Origin of the sequence: Pseudomonas sp. Z3-6, assembly GCF_051131985.1 — a bacterium.
GTDB classification, from domain to species: Bacteria; Pseudomonadota; Gammaproteobacteria; order Pseudomonadales; family Pseudomonadaceae; genus Aquipseudomonas; species Aquipseudomonas zanjanensis.
Genome location: NZ_CP071644.1, coordinates 6,369,008 through 6,390,304 on the forward strand (window position 1 = coordinate 6,369,008; position 21,297 = coordinate 6,390,304).

The window sequence follows — 21,297 nt, forward strand, 5'->3', positions numbered from 1 at the left end:
TCAGTTCGTTGTCTGGCGCAGCAGCATGGTGCCGTCGCGCTGGGTAAATTCAAGTTTGTTCAGGGCGCTCATGCCCAGCAGCACTTGCGTGCCGCCCAGGCCCGGCGCCACCAGGGCACGGACATCGCGCAGCACGATGTCACCCAATTGCAGCCGGTCGATGCGCGTGCGGTAGCCCTCGCTCACACCATTGGCGGTGCTCAAGGTCACGCCGAAACCTTTTTCCAGCTTGAGGCGTTCGGCCAATTCCAACGGAATCGCCACGTCGGTGGCACCGGTGTCGAGCATGAAGTCCACCGGCTGGCCGTTGATCTGGCCGCTGGCGACGAAATGCCCCTGCCGGTTGCCGACCAGCTTCACCTCGATAAATCCTTCGCCTTTTTGCGAATGCACCTGGGCATTGGGGTTCAGTTCCCGCTGCTCCCACTGGGCAAAAAACCGTGTTGCCAGAAACAGCGCCGCGCACCAGGCCAGGATCATCAGTACCCGGCCGGCGCGCTTGCCCGGTGGTTGCTGGCTCACGGCGAGGCGCTCCAGCCACCGTCAGGCGCGGCGAAGCGCCAGACAATCGGCCGCTGTTCTCCATCGGCCCGCTTACCGTCGTTGTTGTCCTGGCCGATCCAGGCTCCGTCGGCGTCCACCACCAGCGCTTCGGCCAGCCCATAAGGCTGGGGATAACGACGGCTATCCTGCAACGCCTCGGCGGCGAACGACCAGCAACGTTCCACCTGGGCGGTCTGCGGGTCACGCCGGCAGATCTGGTAGGCATTGCGCTCCAGGGTAAACAGCTTGCCATTGAACAATGACAGGTCGGCGAAATCCCGGGAAACCGCCTTGGCCTTGGGGAACTGCGCCGGCTGCATTTCCTGGCCCGCTTCGCTGAGCAAGACACAATTGCCGTCGCAGTCCCACACCGTTTGCTGGCGCTTGATCAACAGCAGGCCGCGACGCTCACGCTCGGCCGCCAACCACAACTGGTCGCCGGCCGGGCTGACCGCAAGGCCTTCGAACAAGGCGTTGAAGTGCAGCAACATGCCACTGCCCCGCGCCTGCCGGATCATCGTCGGGGCAATTTTCAGCCAGGATGCGGCCCCCGTCGGCGGTATGTACAGCACGGCGGCATGAGACTCGCTGACCACATAACGATTGCCGGCGCTGTCACAGCTGATGCCTTCGAAATCCAGCTCGCCACCGCGCAGGAACGACGCCGCCCAGGTTCGCGATCTCAAGCCCCAGGGCAAACCGCTGTCCGGTACCTCCGGCACCTCGATTCCAACCGCCTCGGCCTGCCAGACCAGCGCCTCGGAGGGCATGAGGCGATAGATCCGGTCATCATCGCGATCGGACACGGTCCACATCTCGCCGCCGCACAGCGCCAGCCCGGACAGGTTGCCACCGCGCATGCCGTCGACGGCATGCTCGGACAGCAGCTTCAATTCCGGCGCCGGCCCTGCGACCACCATCCCCGCCCACAGCCACAACGCCAGGGCGAAACCGTTGCGCATCAGGCCAGCACCTCGGCCAGGTCCCCTTTGGATTCAAGCCAGGACTTGCGGTCGCCGGCGCGTTTCTTGGCCAGCAACATGTCCATCATTTCCGAAGTCGCTTCAAAATCATCCAAGGTCAACTGCACCAGGCGGCGGGTATTTGGATCCATGGTGGTTTCGCGCAACTGCGGCGGGTTCATCTCACCCAGGCCCTTGAATCGGGTGACCTGCGGCTTGCCCCGTTTCTTCTCGGCCACCAGGCGGTCAAGGATGCCGTCGCGCTCGGCTTCGTCCAGGGCGTAGTAGATTTCCTTGCCCAGGTCGATGCGGTACAGCGGCGGCATCGCCACGTAGACGTGGCCGGCGTCCACCAGTGGGCGGAAATGCTGGACGAACAAGGCACAAAGCAGCGTGGCAATGTGCAGGCCGTCGGAGTCGGCGTCGGCGAGGATGCAGATCTTGCCGTAGCGCAGCTGGCTCATGTCCTCGGCGCCCGGATCGACGCCAATGGCCACGGCGATGTTATGCACTTCCTGGCTGGCCAGCACTTCACTGCCGTCCACTTCCCAGGTATTGAGGATCTTGCCCCGCAGCGGGAGGATTGCCTGGAACTCTTTATCCCGCGCCTGCTTGGCCGAGCCGCCGGCGGAGTCACCTTCCACCAGGAACAGCTCGGAACGCATCGGGTCCTGCCCGGCGCAATCGGCAAGCTTGCCCGGCAAGGCCGGCCCTTGGGTGATGCGCTTGCGCTCGACTTTCTTGCTCGCTTTCAGACGACGACCGGCGTTGTTGATCGCCAGCTCCGCCAGGGCCAGGCCGGTTTCCGGGTTGGCGTTGAGCCACAGGCTGAACGCGTCCTTGACCACGCCGGAAACAAACGCCGCCGCTTCGCGAGACGACAGGCGTTCCTTGGTCTGGCCGGAGAATTGCGGTTCCTGCATCTTCATCGACAAGACGAAGGCGATGCGCTCCCAGACGTCTTCCGGCGCCAGCTTCACGCCGCGAGGCAGCAGGTTGCGGAACTCGCAGAACTCACGCATGGCGTCGAGCAGTCCCTGGCGCAAGCCGTTGACGTGGGTACCGCCCTGAGCCGTGGGGATCAGGTTGACGTAGCTTTCCTGGACGCTTTCGCCGCCTTCGGGCAGCCACAACAGCGCCCAGTCCACGGCTTCCTTGTTACCGGCCAGGCTGCCACAGAACGGCTCGTCGGGCAGGCGTTCGAAACCGCTGACCGCATCTACCAGATAAGAGCGCAGGCCGTCTTCGTAATGCCATTCGACTTTTTCGCCGGTGGCCTTGTCCTCGAAACTGACCAGCAGCCCCGGGCACAATACGGCCTTGGCCTTGAGCACGTGCTTGAGGCGGCTGACGGAAAACTTCGGCGAATCGAAATACTTCGGATCCGGGGCGAAATACACGCTGGTCCCGGTGTTGCGCTTGCCGACAGTGCCGACCACTTCCAGCTCGGTGGCCTTGTAGCCGTCGGCGAACGTCATCTGGTATTCATTGCCGTCACGCTTGACCCGCACCCGCACCTGGGTCGACAAGGCGTTGACCACGGAAATACCCACCCCGTGCAGACCGCCGGAGAACTGGTAGTTCTTGTTGGAAAACTTGCCGCCGGCGTGGAGCTTGGTGAGGATCAGCTCGACGCCCGACACACCTTCTTCAGGGTGAATGTCCACCGGCATGCCGCGGCCGTCATCGCTGACTTCCAGCGAGTGATCGGCGTGCAGGATGACCTGCACCGACTTCGCATGCCCGGCCAAGGCTTCGTCGACACTGTTGTCGATGACTTCCTGGGCGAGGTGGTTCGGCCGACTGGTGTCGGTGTACATGCCGGGGCGCTTGCGCACCGGGTCGAGGCCCGAGAGGACTTCGATGGCGTCTGCGTTATAAGAGCTAGCGCTGGGAGTGGCCATGGGGTCTCGTCGTCAGTGTTCAATGAAAAAGGGGCGATGGCTCACAGCGACGTGAAGTCGATCGCCTGGTACAAATCGGCGCCAATGCCGGCAAAACTCAACAATGCCGGTAACTGCTGGGCAAACCCTTGGAAACTGTGGTCGCCGCCGGCCTGGATGCGCAAGGCACAGGCGCGGTAATACTGCTGGGCGTGGCGATAATCCAGCGTTTCGTCACCGGTTTGCAACCATACCTGAAACCGCTGCGGATCCCGGGGCGCCGGCACTTCCAGCTCGGCCAGGGCCGTCACGTGGTCGTGGGTCAATTCCCAGGTTTCGTCGGTGTATAAATTCTTCTGCGTACCCAGGTACCCGTCGAACATCCGATGCGGGCTCACGGCAGGATTGACCAACAGGGCCTTGAGCCCGTGGCGCTCGGCCAAGTGAGTCGCATAGTAGCCGCCGAGCGAGCTGCCGACCAGCAGCGGCCGCCCCAGTTCTGTAATCGCCTGTTCCAGCTGACCGATGGCCTGGCGGGGGTGGTGATGCAGGGCCGGCACCTGTAGCTGGTCGCTGAGGCCAAGGCGTGCCATCACTTCGACCAGTTGGCAGGCTTTGGTCGATGCTGGGGCGCTGTTGAAGCCATGGATATAAAGGATCGAACCCGACATTGCCGACTCCCTGGGTGCTGGGCAAAGGCCGGAGTTTACAGGGAGATTGCGGGGGTTGGGGGGATTTGACCGTGTTGTCGCCCTCTATGAACCGTCGATCACAGCGCCTGTGGGAGCAAAGCTTGCTCGCGAGGCGGCCTTGTAGCCAACCTGTTTCTCCCGGTTGTACTTCGATCAAACTGTGGGAGCGAGCCTGCTCGCGATGGCGGCCTGACAGCCGGGCAGGATTTTGTTGACCGGGTATATATCCATTTCTGCGGTAACGGCCACTTAGGGTTCCGCCCTGACGGCGGCTCACTTTTGAAAAGCGCAAAAGTAAGCAAAACGCTCCTGCCCCACCACTCGGTGCCTCGCTAGGGCTCGGCATGCCCTCACTCCGGCATTGCTCCGTGGGCCGCCGCGAAGGGCCATCCATGGCCCAGCGCGGCTAACCCGGCATCCATGCCGGGTTGCCCACTCCACAATGCCTGCGTTCGGCCAGCGTGGTTAACGGGGCGCCGAGATCAACGTCCACCACGAGGCGGCCTTAGAGCCGACCTGGTTCTTGGTGAGACCGCGTTTCCCCTGTGGGAGCGGGCTTGCTCGCGAATGCGTCGGGTCAGCCAACATCAATCTTGATAGCACACCATTTTCGCGAGCAAGCCCGCTCCCACAGAGGATTTATAGTGAATGCGATACCTGAGAACAACTCCGAAAAAATGTGGGAGCGAGCCTGCTCGCGATGGCGGTGAACCAGCTTGCATCAGCGTTGGATGTGCCGCCGTCTTCGCGAGCAAGCCCGCTCCCACACAGATTTTGGGTCGTTTATAAGATCAGTGTCCACCGCCGATCCCTGTGGGAGCCGAGCTTGCTCGCGATGGCGGTGGGGCTGCTTGCATCAGTATTGGATGTGCCGCCTTCGCGAGCAGGCTCGCTCCCACATTGGGTCAGTGGTGACCTATGGATTTGCGACCACCGCCGATCCCTGTGGGAGCGGGCTTGCTCGCGAAAGCGGTGGGCCAGCTTGCATCAGTATTGGATGTTCCGCCGTCTTCGCGAGCAAGCCTGCACAATCGGATCGGGTATGACCGGAGAATCAGGTCGGCTGTCAGGCCGCCTCGCGAGCAAGCTTTGCTCCCACAGATCTCCCACAGTTCTGACGGGTGTACGACTAGGAGAGCCAGGTCGGCTATAAGGCCGCCTCGGCTTGGCTTTTGATCTTGGGGCCCCGTTAACCACGATGGCCGAACGCAGGCATTGCGCAGTGGGCATCCCGGCATGGATGCCGGGATAGCCGCGCTGGGCCATGGATGGCCCTTCGCGGCGGGCCCACGGCGCAATGCCTTCGTTCGGGCATGCCGAGCCCTAGCGAGGCACCGAGTGGTGGGAACCCTAAGCAGCCGTTATCGCAGAAATGGATATGTACTCAATCAAGCCTTCGCGAGCAGGCTCGCTCCCACAATAAACAGGATCGAACTCAGTACCCGTTGGAGCCATAGTCCGGGGTAAACGCAAACCCAACCACCCGCTCAACCCCCGTCTCCAACCGCCCATCCGGCAAAAGCCGCAACCACCGATACCCCGGTGCCTGCGAGCCCACCGCAAAATCCTCACTCCCCGGCTCAAACTGAATACAAGTCGAAGGCGAAGCCAACAAACGAACCCCCTCGCGCACCCGGTCTATCTCCTGATGCACATGGCCCCACAACACCGCCCGCACTTGGGGAAACCGATCCAACACCGCAAACAGCGCCTCCGGATTACGCAACCCGATCGGCTCCATCCACACACACCCAATCGAAACAGGGTGATGATGCAGACACACCAGATGATGCCGCTCCGGCGCCTCGCTCAAGGCATTGGCCAACAGAATCAACTGCTCCTCAGCCAAAAACCCCGGCACCGAACCCGGCACGGCCGAATCGAGCATCGTCACCCGCCAATTGCCAATGTCCACCACCGGATCGAGCAACGCACTCTTGACCGCCGCCTCAAGCATCACCTGCGGCTCATCATGGTTGCCGGGAATCCACCGCGCCGGCGCGTCGATTCGTGCAGTCAGTTGCCGAAACGCCTCATAGGATTGCAGCGTGCCGTCCTGGGACAAATCCCCGGTAGCGAGCATCAGGTCAATGTTCGGCTGCTGCTTGAGCACCAAATCAATGACTGCCCGCAAACTGTCACGGGTATTCATGCCCAGCAACGAGGCATCGGCCTCGGCGAACAAATGGCTGTCGGACAGTTGGACCAACAACGCCGCATCGGCCGTGGTCAAGCTGGATACGCTCGGCAAATCGCTTTCTCCCAGGCGCAATCACGCCGTTGCATGAAGCGGCAATTATGCTGGGGGACGATCGAAAGGGGAAACCCGCGAACCGGAACCGGTTCACAACTACCGAACGACTTCGAACTCGTGGCCCAGCGCCAGGCAATGACTCAGCCATTCGCCCAGGAACAGGTTCAACTGGGCTTTTTCATCGGGCTGGTGCATTGACGCATTGGGATAAGGATAGATGCCACGAAAGCGTCGTGCATGTTCGGCGCTGACGACTTCGGCCATGCGCGCGTCGTGATAGACCTGCACTTCCAGTTGCGGCACCGGCAGCCAGGGCAGGCTGTGCTCCTGGCGCACTTGCAAGGTGGTGGTGTAGGGACAGGCCTGCAGCACTTCCAGGGCCAACACGCCAAGCATCTGGTCGCCGTGGGTCACGGCGATGCGGCGTGGCAGCGGATCGTTGCGCATGTCTGGCAACAAGCGCATCAGGCGGGCGTAGTTGGCCTCGCAGGCGGCCTGCAATCCCACCAGATCGACGCGATAGCGGTCGCGCAGCTTGTTCAGGACCATAGCCCCCTCACTTCATCGCGATTCAAGGCCAGCCATTGCAAGGCAATGATGCTGGCCGCGTTGCAGATACGTCCGTCGCGCACGGCTTGCAAGGCATCTTCGTAGGCCCAGGCCTTCACCCGAATGTCCTCGGCTTCCTCCAGAAGGCCATGCAGGCCGCCTGCCCCCGTGCTGTCGCAACGCCCCAGGTACAAATGTACGAATTCATTGCTGCCGCCCGGCGATGGAAAGTATTGGGTCATCGGCCAGAGCGCAGCGAAGACAAGCCCAGCTTCCTCCTGCGCTTCGCGATGAGCAACCTCTTCCGGTTGCTCATCCTTGTCGATCAGCCCGGCCACCAGCTCTACCAGCCAGGGGTTGGTGGTCTTGCCAATGGCCCCCACGCGAAACTGCTCGATCAACACCACTTCATCGCGCTGCGGGTCGTAGGGCAGCACACACACCGCATCATGACGCACGAACAATTCACGGTTGATCTCACGGCTCATGCCACCGGCAAACAACTCGTGGCGCAAGACGAGGCGGTCGAGCTTATAGAAACCCTTGAAGCAGGTCTCCCGCTTGACGATGTCCACGGCGTTCGGTGTGGCGTTGGCGAAATCGGTCATGACAATCCTCGTGTGCAGTCGATCAATACGAGGTTCCAACCTCGGCTTCGCGCCATCCTAACGCGCTCGAACCCTTTGGGGCAGCCCCCTGCCAGTGATCGGGATGGACGGCTGCGCTTAAAATCACTCTAATGAGCTTAGTGGCGAACTGATTGCCTTGCCGACAGTCGAAGCGGGTAACTTTTTGCCTTTCCGTGTTTCATGAAGGACGCCCATGTCGCTTTTCAAAACTGCCTCCGTGGCCGCCATTGCCCTGACCCTGGGCGCTTGCCAAAGCCTGTTCCAACCCAACTATCGCGCGCCGCTGGAGACCACTCGCGACGCTTCGGAACAACTGCAACAAGGTTGCGCCAGTGCCGACTGCCCGTTGGTGAACATCGATACCCTGCACTTTCCGGCCGAACCCGCCCTGGATGGCATCATCGAAAAACGCCTGCTGCAAATGACCCGCACCACCGCGGACGCCCCGGTGGCGCCGACGCTGGCGGCCTATCGCGAGCAGTTCCTGCGCAACGCCGCGCCAGGCAACAGCAGCTATTTGCAGGCCAAGGTACGTGAGCAACATGACGGCCTGGTGATCATCGAACTGTCCAGCTACCTGGACACCGGCGGTGCCCACGGCACGCCGGGGCGCGGTTTCATCAACTATTCGCGCCAGCAGCACAAGGTGCTGACGCTGTCGGACATGCTGCTGCCGGGCCAGGAAGAAGCCTTCTGGAAAGCCGCGCAAGTGGCTCACAACAGCTGGCTGATCAGCACCAAGCTGGATCAGGAACCCGAGTTCCTGAAACAGTGGTCCTTCCAGAAAACCCCACACATCGCGCTGACCTACGGCGGGGTGATCCTCAAGTACGAAGTGAGCACCATCGCGCCATACGCCCTGGGCCACATCGAACTGAAGATCGCCTATCCACGCCTCAATGGCATCCTCAAGCCCGAGCTGTTTCCCGGCCGTAGCTGAAGGCCCGGCCCAGCAACAGTTGCAGCAACCCTGCCAGGATCAACGATGGCAGGGTTGCGCCGACGTCCGGATAGAAATTGGCCAGCAGGTGATAGGTGCTCACCCCACCCAACCAGGCCAACAGGGCCGGCCAGCGCAACGCGGCTGACACCACTTGGCTGCTGCGTTTGCGCAGGATGAAGTGGTCCACCAACACCACGCCGAACAGCGGCGCGAACACCGAGCCGATCAGCAACAGGAAGTTCTGGTACTGCGCCAACGGTGCAAAGCAGGCGATCAAGGTGCAGATGACACCAATCGCCAAGGCCAGGTGCTCGACCTTCAACCCCGACAACATGCCTGTCGATACCGCCGCCGAGTGGATGTCGGCGAAGGCATTTTCCGACTCGTCCAGCAGAATCAGCAACAGCGGAATACCCAATCCAGCACCCGCCAGGGCCAGCAGCAACGCGTTGACTTCACCGCTCGGCGCGAACGCCAGGGTGTAGGCCACGCCCAGGCTCATCAGCCAGAAATTACCGATGAAGAAGCCCACCGCCGTACCGCCGAAGACGTTTTTGGCGCGCTTGCCGAAACGCGAGTAGTCGGCGATCAGCGGCAACCACGACAGCGGCATCGCGATGGCGATATCGAACCCCACCGCCAACGGCATCGAACCATCGCCCGCCTGGGCCCACAGCGTGGCCAGGTCAGCCTTGGCGAACAGGTTCCAGGTCAACCAGATGCAAGCCGCCAGCAGCAACCAGATGCCCCACTTGCGCAGAACCTTGCGCACAAAGGTCAGCGGCCCGCTCACGGCGAGCAAAGTGGCCAGGGCGCCGAAGAACAGCGTCCACAGCAGTGGGTTCGAACCCAGGCTGCCTTCGCTGAAAGCCCGGGCACCCAGCAGGCTGGCGGCGTCGCGCATGACGATGATTTCGAACGAGCCCCAGCCGATCAGCTGCAGCAGGTTCAATACCGCCGGCACGCTCGCGCCCTTGCTGCCGAGGCTGAGCTTCAGCGCGGCCATGGCCGACAGGCCAGTGTCGCTGCCGATCACCCCGACCGCCGCCAGCAGCAGGACGCCCACCAGCGTGCCAAGGAAAATCGCCAGCAACGAACCGCTCAGGCCCAGGCCCGGCGAGAGCAAGGCACCGACCTGCAAGACCATCAGGCCGATGCCGAGGGAAAACCACAGGGAAAACAGATCGCGGGCGCCGAAGACGCGTTTGTCCAGGGGCACGGCGGTGTCGGGGGAGTAGGTGCTGGGTTGGATGTTCAAGGGTGGTTATCTCAGGGGGATATTTGTTGTTCTGATGATCGCTTTCGCGAGCAAGCCCGCTCCCACAATGGACCTGTTGTGATCACAAAATCCGTGTCCACCAGCGATCCATTGTGGGAGCGGGCTTGCTCGCGAAGGCGGCAGCAAGGTCACCACCGCCTTCAGCTCAAATCACACTTTCTTGTAAAGCTGACTTCCTTCCTTCTTGAACCGCTCAGCCTGCTCCGCCAAGCCCTGCGCGACATCGACATCCACCGCTTCAATACGCTGGTTCGCCGCGTACTCGCGCACTTCCTGGGTGATTTTCATCGAGCAGAATTTCGGCCCGCACATCGAGCAGAAATGCGCCACCTTGGCCGAGTCCTTCGGCAGGGTTTCGTCGTGGTACGAGCGGGCGGTGTCCGGGTCGAGGCCGAGGTTGAACTGGTCTTCCCAACGGAACTCGAATCGCGCCTTGCTCAGGGCGTTGTCGCGGATCTGCGCGCCCGGGTGGCCCTTGGCAAGGTCGGCTGCGTGGGCGGCGATCTTGTAGGTGATGATCCCGGTCTTGACGTCATCCTTGTTCGGCAAGCCGAGGTGTTCCTTCGGCGTGACGTAGCAAAGCATGGCGCAACCGAACCAGCCGATCATCGCCGCACCGATGCCGGAGGTGATGTGGTCGTAGCCCGGCGCTATGTCGGTGGTCAGCGGGCCGAGGGTGTAGAACGGCGCCTCGTCGCAGCACTCGAGCTGCTTGTCCATGTTCTCTTTGATCAACTGCATCGGCACATGGCCAGGGCCTTCGATCATGCATTGCACGTCGTGCTTCCAGGCGATCTTGGTCAGCTCACCGAGGGTTTCCAGCTCGCCGAACTGCGCTTCGTCGTTGGCGTCGGCGATCGAACCCGGACGCAGGCCATCGCCCAGCGAGAAGCTGACGTCGTAGGCCTTCATGATTTCGCAGATGTCTTCGAAATGGGTGTAGAGGAAGTTTTCCTTGTGGTGCGCCAGGCACCACTTGGCCATGATCGAACCACCACGGCTGACGATACCGGTGACGCGCTTGGCGGTCATCGGCACATAACGCAGCAACACGCCGGCGTGGATGGTGAAGTAGTCGACGCCCTGTTCGGCCTGCTCGATCAGCGTGTCGCGGAACAATTCCCAGGTGAGGTCTTCGGCCACGCCGCCGACTTTTTCCAGGGCCTGGTAGATCGGCACGGTGCCGATCGGCACGGGCGAGTTACGGATGATCCACTCGCGGGTTTCATGGATGTGCTTGCCGGTGGACAGGTCCATGACCGTGTCCGAACCCCAACGGATACCCCAGGTCAGCTTCGCCACTTCTTCTTCGATGGACGAACCCAGCGCACTGTTGCCGATGTTGCCGTTGATCTTCACCAGGAAGTTACGGCCGATGATCATCGGTTCCAGTTCGGTGTGGTTGATGTTGGCCGGGATGATCGCGCGGCCCCGGGCGATTTCGTCACGCACGAATTCCGCGGTGATGACCTTCGGCACGCTGGCGCCGAAGCTGTGGCCGGCGTGTTGCTGGTCAAGCAGGCCAGCGGCGCGGGCCACTTCCAGCTTCATGTTTTCGCGGATGGCGACGTATTCCATCTCGGCGGTGATGATGCCTTTGCGCGCGTAGTGCATCTGGCTGACGTTGGCACCCGGCTTGGCGCGACGCGGATTGTTCACGTGGGCGAAGCGCAGCTTGGTCAGCTCGGGGTCGGCCAAGCGCTCCTGGCCGAAGTTGGAACTCAGGCCCGCCAGGCGCTCAGTGTCGCCACGGGCTTCGATCCATGGCGAGCGCACGTCGGCCAGGCCTTTGCGCACGTCGATGATCACGTTCGGGTCGGTGTACGGCCCCGAGGTGTCGTAGACCACCACCGGCGCGTTGATTTCACCGCCGAAGTCAGTGGGGGTCACGTCGAGGCTGATTTCGCGCATGGGCACGCGGATATCCGGGCGGCTGCCCTGGACGTAGATTTTTTGCGAGCGGGTAAAGGGCTGAACCGATTGCTGATCGACTTGGGCCGATTCACTGAGGTTGGTCGCGTTTTTTGATTTTGTCGTCATCACGGGCTCTCCAGACACACATCCAGGCAGTGGATTTTTGTCGGAGCGAACCTGTAACGAATGGACGCGTCCCTGCACGGAAGTGCGGACGCTGTGCTTGCTGCTCGAGTGCGTTCAAGGGTCGAACGACATCCCGGACGAAGCACAAGAGGACTCGCCGGGTGACGAGAAATCTTGTTCCCTACGCAGGCGCTAACCTGATCAGGTTCAACGGGATCCGAAATTATTCGATCTCAGCCTCATAGCAAGGCACCCCGACAAGAACCCGGCCAGTCTAGACACAACCACGACAGAACGCCATCGCCCGGGCAAAAGGCGTGATGAATGGCGCATATACAGGATTGTTGCCGTGCCCAGGCGCAACTACACTCGCTACGCCGCGCGCCTGTTATGCGCATTCAATTTGAACGTAGGGATCGCCTCATGTTGCGCAAACTCTCACTGGCCCTCGCCGTGTCTTGTGCGTCCAATGGAATGGCCTGGGCCGCCGAAGCGCCTTTATCCACCCTGACCGACCTGGTCAGCGTGTACCAGGAAGCGGTGGACAACAACGCCGACCTGGCCGCCGCCCGCGCCCAGTATGGCGCCCAGAAGGAAGTGGTGCCCCAGGCCCGCGCCGGGCTGCTGCCCAACCTTTCGGCCGGTGCCGACCTGAACAACACCCGTACCGAGCTCGACCAACCGGCGATGACCGCCACCCGCAGCTCCACGGTCTACCAGGCCACGCTGTCCCAGCCGATTTTCCGCGCCGACCGCTGGTTCCAACTGCAAGCGGCCAAATCGGTCAATGAGCAGGCATCGCTGCAGTTGTCTGCCACCGAGCAGAACCTGATCCTGCAAAGCGCCGAAGCCTATTTCAATGTGCTGCGCAGCCAGGACAACCTGGCCTCGACCAAGGCCGAGGAAGCCGCGTTCAAGCGCCAGCTCGACCAGTCCAACGAACGTTTCGACGTGGGCCTGTCGGACAAGACCGACGTGCTGCAATCCCAGGCCAGCTACGACACCGCGCGGGCCAACCGGATCATCGCGCAACGCCAGGTCGAAGATGCCTTCGAAGCGCTGATCACCCTGACCAACCGCCAGTACAACTCGATCCAGGGCGTCGTCCACACCCTGCCGATCCTGCCGCCGGCGCCCAACGACGCCAAGGCCTGGGTAGACACTGCCGCCAAGCAGAACCTCAACCTGCTGGCCAGCAATTACGCCGTCGACGCCGCCGAAGACACCTTGCGCCAGCGCAAGGCCGGCCACGCGCCAACCCTCGATGCAATCGCCCAGTACCGCAAAGGTGACAACGACGGCCTCGGCTTTACCAACCCGAGCCCCACCGGCCAGCGCTACGGCGGCGACGCGGAGCAACGCACCATCGGTCTGCAATTGAGTATTCCGATCTACAGCGGCGGGCTGACCAGCTCCCAGGTTCGCGAGTCCTATTCGCAACTCACCCAGACCGAGCAGCAACGCGAAGCCCTGCGCCGCCAGGTGGTGGAAAACACCCGCAACCTGCATCGCGCGGTGAACACTGATGTGGAACAGGTCCAGGCCCGGCGCCAATCGATCATCTCCAACCAGAGCGCGGTGGACGCCACGGAAATCGGCTACCAGGTGGGCACTCGGAATATCGTCGATGTACTGGACGCCCAGCGCCAGCTGTACACCTCGGTGCGCGACTACAACAACGCCCGATATGACTACATCCTCGACAACCTGCGCCTCAAGCAGGCCGCCGGGACATTGAGTCCAGAGGACCTGCAAGCCCTGTCCCGCTACCTCAAGCCCGACTACAACCCGGACAAGGACTTCCTGCCGCCGGACTTGGCACAGGCGGCGGCACAGCAGTTGCGCTCGCGGCCAGCGCAATAACCTACCGACCTCACTGGCAACGAGGACTTCCTGGGGCGGGGCGGCCTACCTGTGGCGACGGAGCTTGCTCCCGCCGGCCTGCGAAGCAGGCCCAAAACCGGTCACTGCGTTCTGCCAGGCAGAACCGTAGTGCCCACTTTACGGCTGCTTCGCAGCCGAGCGGGAGCAAGCTCCCTCGCCACAAAAGCTCAACCCATCGACCTACCTAACCCCTCCAGCAACCGCTGCAACGCGCCCTGATTGCGACGCATCACCGCAAGCCCCGCCTCGGCCATGCGCTGGGCGTCCCGGGGCAGTTCGAACAGGCGCTGGACCGCCAGGGCCAGGCTTTCGGCGTCCTCCACTTCCGCCAGCGCACCGGCGGCACGCAGTTGCGCGGCGATTTCAAGGAAGTTGAACAGGTGCGGCCCACTGAGCACCGGTTTCGCCAGGGCCGCCGGTTCGAGCAGGTTGTGCCCGCCATTGGGCACCAGGCTGCCACCGACAAACGCGCTGTCGGCCAACGCATAGAGAAACAGCAGTTCGCCCATGGTGTCGCCAAGCAACACCGAAGCCTGGGCGGTAACCGGTTGCCCACCGGAGCGCCGCACCGTGACCAGACCCTCACTTACACACAGTTGATGCACTGAGTCGAAGCGTTCGGGGTGACGCGGCACCAGGATCAGCAACGCATCGGGATAACTGTCGAGCAGCCGACGATGGGCGGCCAGCACCACTTCGTCCTCACCCTCATGGGTGCTGGCGGCGATCCACACCGGGCGGTCCATCGCGTGCCACTCACGGCGCAAGGCACTGGCACTTTCGAGCAACTGCGGATCGATGGTCAGGTCGAACTTGATCGAGCCGGTGACCTCGACGGTTTCCGCCCGAGCCCCCAATTGGCGAAAGCGCTCGGCCTCGGCTTCGGTCTGTACGGCGAACAGGCTCATCTCGGCGAGCATCGGCCGGGTGAGCTTGGGAAAGCGGGCATAACCCCGCGCCGAACGCTCCGACAGCCGCGCGTTGGCCAGGGCCACGGGAATGCCGCGCCGGGCGCATTGGTGAATGTGATTGGGCCACAGCTCGGTTTCCATGATCACCGCCAGGGATGGGCGCACCCGGTCGAGAAAACGCTTGGCCGCACACGGCAAGTCATAAGGCAGATAGCAATGCTGGATGCGCGGCTCGTTGGCGAACAGCGCCCGGATCCGCTCCGATCCGGTGGGCGTCATGCAGGTGACGGTGATTGGCAGCTGTGGATAACGTTGCAGCAAGGCGCGGATCATTGGCGCGGCGGCAATGCTTTCGCCCACCGACACCGCGTGCACCCAGATGCCCCCTGGGGCCATGACCGGCAGCCCCCAGGAGAACCGCTCGCCAATGCGCCGGGCATAAGCCGGCGCCTTGCGGGCCCGCAGCCACAGCCGAATCGCTACCAGTGGCAGCCCCAGATAAAACAACGCGCTATAGAGAGTTCTGTTCATGGCGGCGGAGTTTATCGGTTTTTCAGCCGATCGCCTGCAACTGCACGGCAAAACGTTCCGCCAGCCAACGAGCGGCCGGGCCCAGGGGTTCATCGCGGCGCCAGACCAGTTCCACCACCAGGGCCGGCGGGGTCCATTCGCTGTTGAGCTCGATCATATCGCCCAGGTACGCCGGGTATTGCACCACATGCCGTGGCAGCCACGCCCAGCCCAGGCCACTCCTCAGCCATTCGGCCAACACATAGAAACTGTCGGCCCGCCAGACCTGCGGACTGGCCTGCTCGCTACCGGGATAGACACTCGATTGAGTCGCCATCAGCAACTGGCGGTGCCGGGCCATGTCCCGGCAGCTCACATACGCATGGTTCGCCAAAGGATGGCCCCGGCTACACACCGTGACCATCTCGACGCTGCCCAGCACCCGGCGCTCCAGCGCCTCGGGGATCTGGTCGTGATAGAACAGCAAGCCGAGGTCGGCGCGCCGCTCCACCAGTTTGCGCGCCACGTCGCCCTGGGCGGCGCTGGCCAGTTGCACTTCGAGGGTGGGGAATTGCTCGGCCAGGGCCGCCAGGCTGTCGATGACCGGCTGATAGGGCATGGCCTCGTCCTGGGCCAGGCGCAGCGACGCTTCCTGCCCGCGCATCAAGGCCAGGGCGCGGCCATTGAGGCGCTCGCACTGGCGCAGCACTTCCCTGGCCTCCTCAAGCAGCGCCACGCCCGCATCGGTGAGTTTAGGCTGGCGGCCGCTGCTGCGGTCGAACAGGCTCACCCCCAAATCGTCCTCCAACAAGGCAATCGCACTGCTGATGGCCGATTGCGCCTTGCGCTGGCCCCGGGCCACGGCGGAAAACGAACGTTTCTCGGCAACTTCGGCAAACAACCGTAATTGCTCCAGGTTCCACTGCACGTTCATGGCTCAACCTATCTCCAATACAGATAGGTAATGACTTTACCGCATCTGAGTGATCTCTAGAATGGCCACATCGAAAGACGCAACCGCCAAAGAGGAATCGCCCATGAACGCCTACTACTACCTGGCCATTGCCATCTGCGCCGAAGTGATCGCCACCGTTTCGATGAAAGCGATCAAGGGCCTGAGCACACCCCTGCCCTTGCTGCTGGTCATCGTCGGCTACGCTACCGCTTTTTGGATGCTGACGCTGGTGGTGCGCACCGTACCGGTGGGCGTGGCTTATGCAGTCTGGGCCGGGCTGGGGATTGTCATGGTCAGCGTGGCGGCGCTGTTCATCTACGGGCAAAAACTGGACGTGCCGGCGATGCTGGGGATGGCGTTGATTGTTCTTGGGGTTGTCGTGATCCAACTCTTTTCCAAGACTGCTGGGCACTGAAAACACTGCCATTGAGTTGGAACACACCGATATTGAGCTGGAACGCACTTGTGGCGAGGGAGCTTGCTCCCGCTGGGCTGCGCAGCAGCCCCAAAAAGCTTGGGACCGCTACGCGCCCCAGCGGGAGCAAGCTCCCTCGCCACAAGCAAGCTCCCTCGCCACAAAAGCGTTGCTCCCATGTGGCCGACGTTGATCGCCAACAAATGCCCTGCGCAGCGAGTCTGTATACTGCGCCCTCGTCTTGAACACTGAGGTCGCTCATGTCATCCGTTATTTCCACCGACATTCTGATTGTCGGCGCAGGCGTCGCCGGCCTCTGGCTGAACGCCCGCCTGCGTCGCCAGGGGTTCTCGACTGTGCTGGTGGAAAGCGCCAGCCTCGGCGGCGGGCAGAGTGTCAAATCCCAGGGCATCATCCATGGCGGCGCCAAGTACGCCTTGCATGGCGCCCTGACCGGGGCCTCGGAAGCCATCGCCGACATGCCGCGCCGCTGGCGCGAAGCCCTGAAGGGTGAAGGCGAGCTGGACCTGTCCGGTGTGCGCATGCTGTCCGATGCCCATTACCTCTGGTCTCCCGGCACCCTGGCCGGCAACCTCACCAGCTTCTTCGCCAGCAAGGCCGTGCGCGGACGAGTGGATCAGGTCAAGGGCGATCAACTGCCGCCGGCCCTGCAAGACAAGCGCTTCAAGGGCAAGGTCTATCGCTTGGCCGAACTGGTGGTCGATGTCCCCAGCCTGATCGCGCGCCTGGCGGAGCTGGCCGGCGACAGTCTGTTGGCCGGGCAGCGCATCGAGCCACTGCGCGAAGCCGGTGAGCTGGTCGGGCTGAAGGTCGACGACCGCGAGATCCGTGCCCAGCGCATTATCCTCAGCGCGGGCGCGGGCACCGCCGACCTGCTCAAAGCCCTGGGCCTGGACAAGCCGGCCATGCAAACCCGGCCGTTGCACATGGTCCTGGTCAAGGGACCGAGCCTCAAGCCGCTTTATGCCCATTGCCTTGGCGGCGGACCGAAGCCACGCGTCACCGTGACCACCCACCCCGCCGCCGATGGCCAATGGGTCTGGTACCTAGGGGGCGACCTTGCCGAAGGTGATGCCGTCGCCCGCGAGCCCGCCGAGCAGATCGCCGCCGCGCAGAAAGAACTCGGCCAACTGTTGCCCTGGGTCGACCTCAGCACCGCGCAATGGGCCACGCTAAGGGTTGACCGCGCCGAACCGCTGCAATCAGGCCTGACCCGCCCGGATAACGCCTTCCTCGCCGAGCAGGAGCGCCTGCTGGTGGGCTGGCCGACCAAACTGGCCCTGGCCCCGGACTTCGCCGATCGGGTGTTCAACGCGCTGCAACGCGATGGCATCCAGCCCAGCCACCCGGCCCCGCTGCCGGACCTGCCGAAGCCGCCCATGGGCGTACCTGCCTGGGAGCAACTGCTGCCATGATCCAAGCGACCCTGCATGACCTCTATCGCCCCCTCGGCCATAACGGCCCGCGGGTTTCCCCCCTGGGCCTGGGCACCGTCAAGCTGGGCCGCGACCAGGGCGTCAAATACCCCAACGGGTTTCAGATTCCCGATGACAACGAAGCGCGCATGCTGCTCAAACTGGCACGTGACCTGGGTATCAACCTGATCGACACCGCGCCCGCTTACGGCCGCAGCGAAGAACGCCTTGGCCCGCTGCTGCGCGGCCAACGCCAGGACTGGGTGATTGTCAGCAAGGTCGGCGAAGAATTCAGTGACGGCCAGTCGCGCCATGACTTCAGCGCCGCCCATACCCGATTCTCGGTGGAGCGCAGCCTCAAGCGCCTGGAAACAGACTATATCGACCTGGTCCTGGTGCATTCCGACGGCAACGACCTGGCGATCCTCAACGACAGCGAGGTCTACCCGACGCTGGCGGCGCTCAAGCGCGAGGGCAAGATCGGCGGCTTCGGTTTTTCCGGCAAGACCGTCGACGGCGGCCTCAAAGCCTTGGAGCAAGGCGATTGCGCGATGGTCACCTACAATCTGAACGAACGAAACGAAAAGGCTGTCATTGACTACGCCAGCAAACACGGCAAAGCGATCCTGGTGAAAAAAGCCCTGGCCAGCGGCCACGTCTGCCTGAGCCCCGGGGTAGACCCGGTTCGCGCCAGTTTCGAACTGTTGTTTGAGCATCCTGGGGTCGCCAGTGCTATTGTCGGCACCATCAATCCGCTGCACCTCGCCCACAACGTCGCGACCGTCGCCACGGTCCTGCGTAAACACTGACGCCGCCCTACGCGGCCTGAAGGAAGGAGCCGACATGCCGCGTACGCTCATCAGAAAGAACCCAAGCAACTTCAAGACCCTGCCCCTGTTCGTCGAAGCGACCCCCGAAGGCCTGACTTACCAGAGTGTCGGGATGCCGCTGAATTTCGCCCAGACCTTGCAGCGCCGCCGCCCTGTCGCGGTGGCCGACGCCGAGCGTTTTTCCCTGGAGCTGGCCAACCTGGGCGTCTCGGTGCGCCTGACGCTGCATTGGCAGAACCGCGATTATTGGGTGTTGGTACGCCAGCGTCGGCAGGATCGCGGCGACGTGGTGCTCAAGCTGATTTCGGGCTATGTCCCGGCCCACGAACTGAACCTGCCGCTGCTCACCGCCATCAGCGAAATTGCCGAAGAGTGCCTGCTGGAAACTCCTGAAGGCTGGCTAGGTGGACGCTTCAACGACACCTGGCTGCCGGCCCCCTACGCCACGGCCCTGCATTACCGCGAAGCCTTGCCGTTTCGCCTGACGCCGCTGTCGGGCTCGGCCCGCCCGGTGCGCAGCGCCAATCTGCAGCTGATCGAGCGGCCACGGGCCTACGTGCACCTGCCGACGGCATCGCTGCAATTGATTTATGACTTGCGCCTGGATGTGCCCAAGGAAGCCAAGTCCCTGAGCCTGTTTCACGTCGATGAACGCTTGGAAGGTGACCAACTGGTGGCCCGCCTGGACCGCAAGCGCCCGGACCTGTACCTGATGCCCTTGCAGGACGGGCAGCCCTTGCCCGAGCTGTACACCTTGAAAAAGGATCAGCTGCACCCGGCCAGCACCCGTGGCCTGTACCTGGCGGAAAGTTTCGCCCGGCAGGACGGCTGGCTGGTGCGGGACGAGCGGATTCGCTGGAAGGACTGGCTGCGCCAGCAAGGGCTGACGCCACCGGGCAAGGAGTCGGGCCTGACCCGACTCAAGGGCAAGGCCCGGCAGTTGCTCAAGAAGATCGTGCCGCGCAAGGTGGCTCGTTAGAAACCACACGACTCAGAGCGCTTTTGTGGCGAGGGAGCTTGCTCCCGCTGGGTTGTGCAGCAACCCCATTTTTTATGGGCGCTTCGCACCCAAGCGGGAGCAAGCTCCCTCGCCACAAGAAAGCGCCCTAGCAACAACAGCCCCCAGGCGCTACAAATTACGACTCAGTTATTGCGGATCTTTTCCACAATCGCCGTCGTCGAGCTGTTTTCCACCAGCCCCAACACTTTCACGGTACCGCCGTAGGCCGTGACGATGTCCGCGCCCACGACCTGATCGATCCCGTAGTCACCGCCCTTGACCAGCACATCCGGCTTGACCTGGCGCAGCAGGTTTTCCGGCGTGCCCTCGCTGAAACTGATCACCCAGTCCACCGCGCCCAGGCCAGCCAGGACCGCCATGCGCCGGTCAACGCTGTTGATCGGACGCCCGGGTCCTTTGAGACGGCTGACGGAGGCATCGTCATTGACCGCGACGATCAGGCGATCGCCCTGGGCCCGGGCCTGCTCGAGGTAGGTCACGTGGCCGGCGTGCAGGATGTCGAAGCAACCGTTGGTGAAGACAATGCTTTCGTTATGGGCGCGGGCGTCGTCCACCGCCAGCAGCAACTGCTCCAGGCCCAGCACGCCGCGCTCGGAGCCTTCCTCGCGCTGGATGGCGCGACGCAGCTCGGGGGCGCTGATGGCGGCCGTGCCAAGCTTGCCGACGACAATGCCTGCCGCCAGGTTCGCCAAGGCCACCGCGTGGGGCAATTCCTCACCGGCAGCGATCGCCGCGGCCAGGGTGGAAATCACCGTGTCGCCGGCGCCCGTCACGTCGAACACTTCACGGGCACGGGCCGGCAGGTGCAACGCCGGGTGATCGGGGCGCAGCAAGGTCATGCCGTGCTCGCCACGGGTCACCAGCAAGGCACCGAGGTCGAGGTCTTGCATCAACTGCGCGCCTTTGCTCACCAACTCATGCTCATCGACGCAACCGCCGACGATGGTTTCGAATTCGCTGAGGTTCGGCGTGATCAGGCTGGCGCCCCGGTAGATGGAAAAATCCTTGCCCTTGGGATCGGCCAGGACCGGGATGCCACGGGCACGGGCGGCCTGGATCAGCGACTGGTGGTTTTTCAACGCGCCTTTGCCGTAGTCCGACAACACCAGGACCTTGACGCCTTCGAGCAGCTTGTCGACCTCGGCACCGAGGGCCAGGGGATCGGTGGCGAACGGCTCTTCGAAATCGATACGCAGCAGTTGCTGGTGACGGCTCATGACCCGCAGCTTGACGATGGTCGGCTGGTGCGCAACGCGCTGGAATATCGCGCGTACGCCCGCCCCCTTCAGGCTGTTGGTCAGGCTGTCGGCGGCCTCGTCGTCACCGGTGACACCCACCAGGGACGCCGGCGCCCCGAGGGCAGCGATATTCAAGGCAACGTTGGCGGCACCACCGGGGCGGTCCTCGATGTGCTCGACCTTGACCACCGGTACCGGCGCCTCAGGGGAAATCCGTGAGGTACCGCCATGCCAGTAGCGGTCGAGCATGACATCGCCGACCACCAATACAGGGGCTTGATCGAATCGCGGCATGGACAACTTCATGGAGCATCCCACATACA

Annotated in this window: 18 protein-coding genes and 1 riboswitch; of the genes, 6 read left to right on the forward strand and 12 right to left on the reverse strand. The window is 63.0% G+C overall.

Annotated elements, in window-relative coordinates; genetic code table 11:
- The 7 genes from J3P88_RS27535 to J3P88_RS27565 all read right to left on the reverse strand — a co-directional run bounded on the left by J3P88_RS27535 (position 1) and on the right by J3P88_RS27565 (position 7,491).
- A complete protein-coding gene (locus J3P88_RS27535) occupies positions 1–522 on the reverse strand; it encodes a retropepsin-like aspartic protease family protein (protein ID WP_434572762.1) in 522 nt (173 codons plus the stop codon).
- Positions 519–1,505 carry an esterase-like activity of phytase family protein gene (locus J3P88_RS27540; RefSeq protein WP_434572764.1) on the reverse strand — a complete coding sequence of 329 codons (987 nt, stop codon included), beginning with the start codon at positions 1,503–1,505 and terminating at the stop codon, positions 519–521. The genes J3P88_RS27535 and J3P88_RS27540 overlap by 4 nt, the downstream gene beginning before the upstream one ends.
- A complete protein-coding gene (gene parE, locus J3P88_RS27545) occupies positions 1,505–3,409 on the reverse strand; it encodes a DNA topoisomerase IV subunit B (RefSeq protein WP_053181455.1) in 1,905 nt (634 codons plus the stop codon). The genes J3P88_RS27540 and parE overlap by 1 nt, the downstream gene beginning before the upstream one ends.
- 41 nt (positions 3,410–3,450) lie before the next feature.
- Positions 3,451–4,059, reverse strand: coding sequence for a YqiA/YcfP family alpha/beta fold hydrolase (locus J3P88_RS27550; protein WP_198726995.1), 609 nt, complete (start codon positions 4,057–4,059; stop codon positions 3,451–3,453).
- Positions 4,060–5,515: 1,456 nt separating this feature from the next.
- A complete protein-coding gene (cpdA, locus tag J3P88_RS27555; RefSeq protein WP_186708027.1) occupies positions 5,516–6,331 on the reverse strand; it encodes a 3',5'-cyclic-AMP phosphodiesterase in 816 nt (271 codons plus the stop codon).
- Between the two features lie 99 nt (positions 6,332–6,430).
- On the reverse strand, positions 6,431–6,883 hold the full coding sequence (locus J3P88_RS27560; protein WP_092205313.1) for a DUF1249 domain-containing protein: 453 nt from the start codon (positions 6,881–6,883) through the stop codon (positions 6,431–6,433).
- The gene (locus tag J3P88_RS27565; protein WP_186708029.1) at positions 6,874–7,491 is read right to left on the reverse strand and encodes an NUDIX domain-containing protein; all 618 of its coding nucleotides are present in this window, start codon (positions 7,489–7,491) and stop codon (positions 6,874–6,876) included. The genes J3P88_RS27560 and J3P88_RS27565 overlap by 10 nt, the downstream gene beginning before the upstream one ends.
- 214 nt (positions 7,492–7,705) lie before the next feature.
- On the opposite strand from J3P88_RS27565, the gene J3P88_RS27570 reads away from it, so the two are divergent.
- The gene (locus J3P88_RS27570; RefSeq protein ID WP_186708031.1) at positions 7,706–8,452 is read left to right on the forward strand and encodes a DUF3298 domain-containing protein; all 747 of its coding nucleotides are present in this window, start codon (positions 7,706–7,708) and stop codon (positions 8,450–8,452) included.
- On the opposite strand, the gene cytX is transcribed toward J3P88_RS27570, so the two are convergent.
- Together cytX and thiC are read right to left on the reverse strand one after the other, a co-directional pair.
- Positions 8,421–9,713 carry a putative hydroxymethylpyrimidine transporter CytX gene (cytX, locus tag J3P88_RS27575; protein WP_434572768.1) on the reverse strand — a complete coding sequence of 431 codons (1,293 nt, stop codon included), beginning with the start codon at positions 9,711–9,713 and terminating at the stop codon, positions 8,421–8,423. The genes J3P88_RS27570 and cytX overlap by 32 nt on opposite strands.
- Positions 9,714–9,884: 171 nt before the next feature.
- Positions 9,885–11,774, reverse strand: a complete 1,890-nt coding sequence (thiC, locus tag J3P88_RS27580; RefSeq protein WP_186708035.1) for a phosphomethylpyrimidine synthase ThiC — start codon at positions 11,772–11,774, stop codon at positions 9,885–9,887.
- Positions 11,775–11,935: 161 nt separating this feature from the next.
- A riboswitch (TPP riboswitch) is annotated at positions 11,936–12,041 on the reverse strand.
- 156 nt (positions 12,042–12,197) lie between these two features.
- On the opposite strand from thiC, the gene J3P88_RS27585 reads away from it, so the two are divergent.
- A complete protein-coding gene (locus tag J3P88_RS27585) occupies positions 12,198–13,637 on the forward strand; it encodes a TolC family outer membrane protein (protein ID WP_186708037.1) in 1,440 nt (479 codons plus the stop codon).
- 188 nt (positions 13,638–13,825) lie between these two features.
- Here the strand turns inward: J3P88_RS27585 and waaA are convergent, their stop codons facing one another.
- Together waaA and J3P88_RS27595 are read right to left on the reverse strand one after the other, a co-directional pair.
- A complete protein-coding gene (waaA, locus tag J3P88_RS27590; protein WP_434572770.1) occupies positions 13,826–15,100 on the reverse strand; it encodes a lipid IV(A) 3-deoxy-D-manno-octulosonic acid transferase in 1,275 nt (424 codons plus the stop codon).
- 22 nt (positions 15,101–15,122) lie between these two features.
- On the reverse strand, positions 15,123–16,013 hold the full coding sequence (locus J3P88_RS27595) for a LysR family transcriptional regulator (RefSeq protein WP_434572772.1): 891 nt from the start codon (positions 16,011–16,013) through the stop codon (positions 15,123–15,125).
- A gap of 103 nt (positions 16,014–16,116) precedes the next feature.
- Here J3P88_RS27595 and J3P88_RS27600 point away from each other — a divergent pair, with 103 nt between their 5' ends.
- From J3P88_RS27600 to J3P88_RS27615, 4 genes are all read left to right on the forward strand, one after another.
- Positions 16,117–16,449: a DMT family transporter gene (locus J3P88_RS27600; protein WP_046065574.1), complete on the forward strand. Its 333-nt coding sequence runs from the start codon at positions 16,117–16,119 to the stop codon at positions 16,447–16,449.
- A gap of 260 nt (positions 16,450–16,709) precedes the next feature.
- Positions 16,710–17,885, forward strand: coding sequence for an NAD(P)/FAD-dependent oxidoreductase (locus J3P88_RS27605; RefSeq protein ID WP_434572775.1), 1,176 nt, complete (start codon positions 16,710–16,712; stop codon positions 17,883–17,885).
- A complete protein-coding gene (locus J3P88_RS27610) occupies positions 17,882–18,694 on the forward strand; it encodes an aldo/keto reductase (protein ID WP_186708045.1) in 813 nt (270 codons plus the stop codon). The genes J3P88_RS27605 and J3P88_RS27610 overlap by 4 nt, the downstream gene beginning before the upstream one ends.
- 34 nt (positions 18,695–18,728) lie before the next feature.
- Positions 18,729–19,694, forward strand: a complete 966-nt coding sequence (locus tag J3P88_RS27615) for a hypothetical protein (protein ID WP_053117832.1) — start codon at positions 18,729–18,731, stop codon at positions 19,692–19,694.
- Positions 19,695–19,858: 164 nt separating this feature from the next.
- Here J3P88_RS27615 and hldE read toward each other — a convergent pair whose 3' ends face one another.
- The gene (hldE, locus tag J3P88_RS27620; RefSeq protein WP_186708047.1) at positions 19,859–21,280 is read right to left on the reverse strand and encodes a bifunctional D-glycero-beta-D-manno-heptose-7-phosphate kinase/D-glycero-beta-D-manno-heptose 1-phosphate adenylyltransferase HldE; all 1,422 of its coding nucleotides are present in this window, start codon (positions 21,278–21,280) and stop codon (positions 19,859–19,861) included.
- Positions 21,281–21,297: the final 17 nt, after the last annotated feature.

Excerpts from the sequence above, each read along its gene's own strand:
- J3P88_RS27540 (WP_434572764.1), bottom strand. The coding sequence starts at position 1,505 with ATGCGCAACGGTTTCGCCCTGGCGTTGTGGCTGTGGGCGGGGATGGTG.
- parE (WP_053181455.1), bottom strand. The coding sequence starts at position 3,409 with ATGGCCACTCCCAGCGCTAGCTCTTATAACGCAGACGCCATCGAAGTC.
- J3P88_RS27550 (WP_198726995.1), bottom strand. The coding sequence starts at position 4,059 with ATGTCGGGTTCGATCCTTTATATCCATGGCTTCAACAGCGCCCCAGCA.
- J3P88_RS27560 (WP_092205313.1), bottom strand. The coding sequence starts at position 6,883 with ATGGTCCTGAACAAGCTGCGCGACCGCTATCGCGTCGATCTGGTGGGA.
- J3P88_RS27565 (WP_186708029.1), bottom strand. The coding sequence starts at position 7,491 with ATGACCGATTTCGCCAACGCCACACCGAACGCCGTGGACATCGTCAAG.
- J3P88_RS27570 (WP_186708031.1), top strand. The coding sequence starts at position 7,706 with ATGTCGCTTTTCAAAACTGCCTCCGTGGCCGCCATTGCCCTGACCCTG.
- thiC (WP_186708035.1), bottom strand. The coding sequence starts at position 11,774 with ATGACGACAAAATCAAAAAACGCGACCAACCTCAGTGAATCGGCCCAA.
- J3P88_RS27585 (WP_186708037.1), top strand. The coding sequence starts at position 12,198 with ATGTTGCGCAAACTCTCACTGGCCCTCGCCGTGTCTTGTGCGTCCAAT.
- waaA (WP_434572770.1), bottom strand. The coding sequence starts at position 15,100 with ATGAACAGAACTCTCTATAGCGCGTTGTTTTATCTGGGGCTGCCACTG.
- J3P88_RS27595 (WP_434572772.1), bottom strand. The coding sequence starts at position 16,013 with ATGAACGTGCAGTGGAACCTGGAGCAATTACGGTTGTTTGCCGAAGTT.
- J3P88_RS27600 (WP_046065574.1), top strand. The coding sequence starts at position 16,117 with ATGAACGCCTACTACTACCTGGCCATTGCCATCTGCGCCGAAGTGATC.
- J3P88_RS27605 (WP_434572775.1), top strand. The coding sequence starts at position 16,710 with ATGTCATCCGTTATTTCCACCGACATTCTGATTGTCGGCGCAGGCGTC.
- J3P88_RS27610 (WP_186708045.1), top strand. The coding sequence starts at position 17,882 with ATGATCCAAGCGACCCTGCATGACCTCTATCGCCCCCTCGGCCATAAC.
- J3P88_RS27615 (WP_053117832.1), top strand. The coding sequence starts at position 18,729 with ATGCCGCGTACGCTCATCAGAAAGAACCCAAGCAACTTCAAGACCCTG.
- hldE (WP_186708047.1), bottom strand. The coding sequence starts at position 21,280 with ATGAAGTTGTCCATGCCGCGATTCGATCAAGCCCCTGTATTGGTGGTC.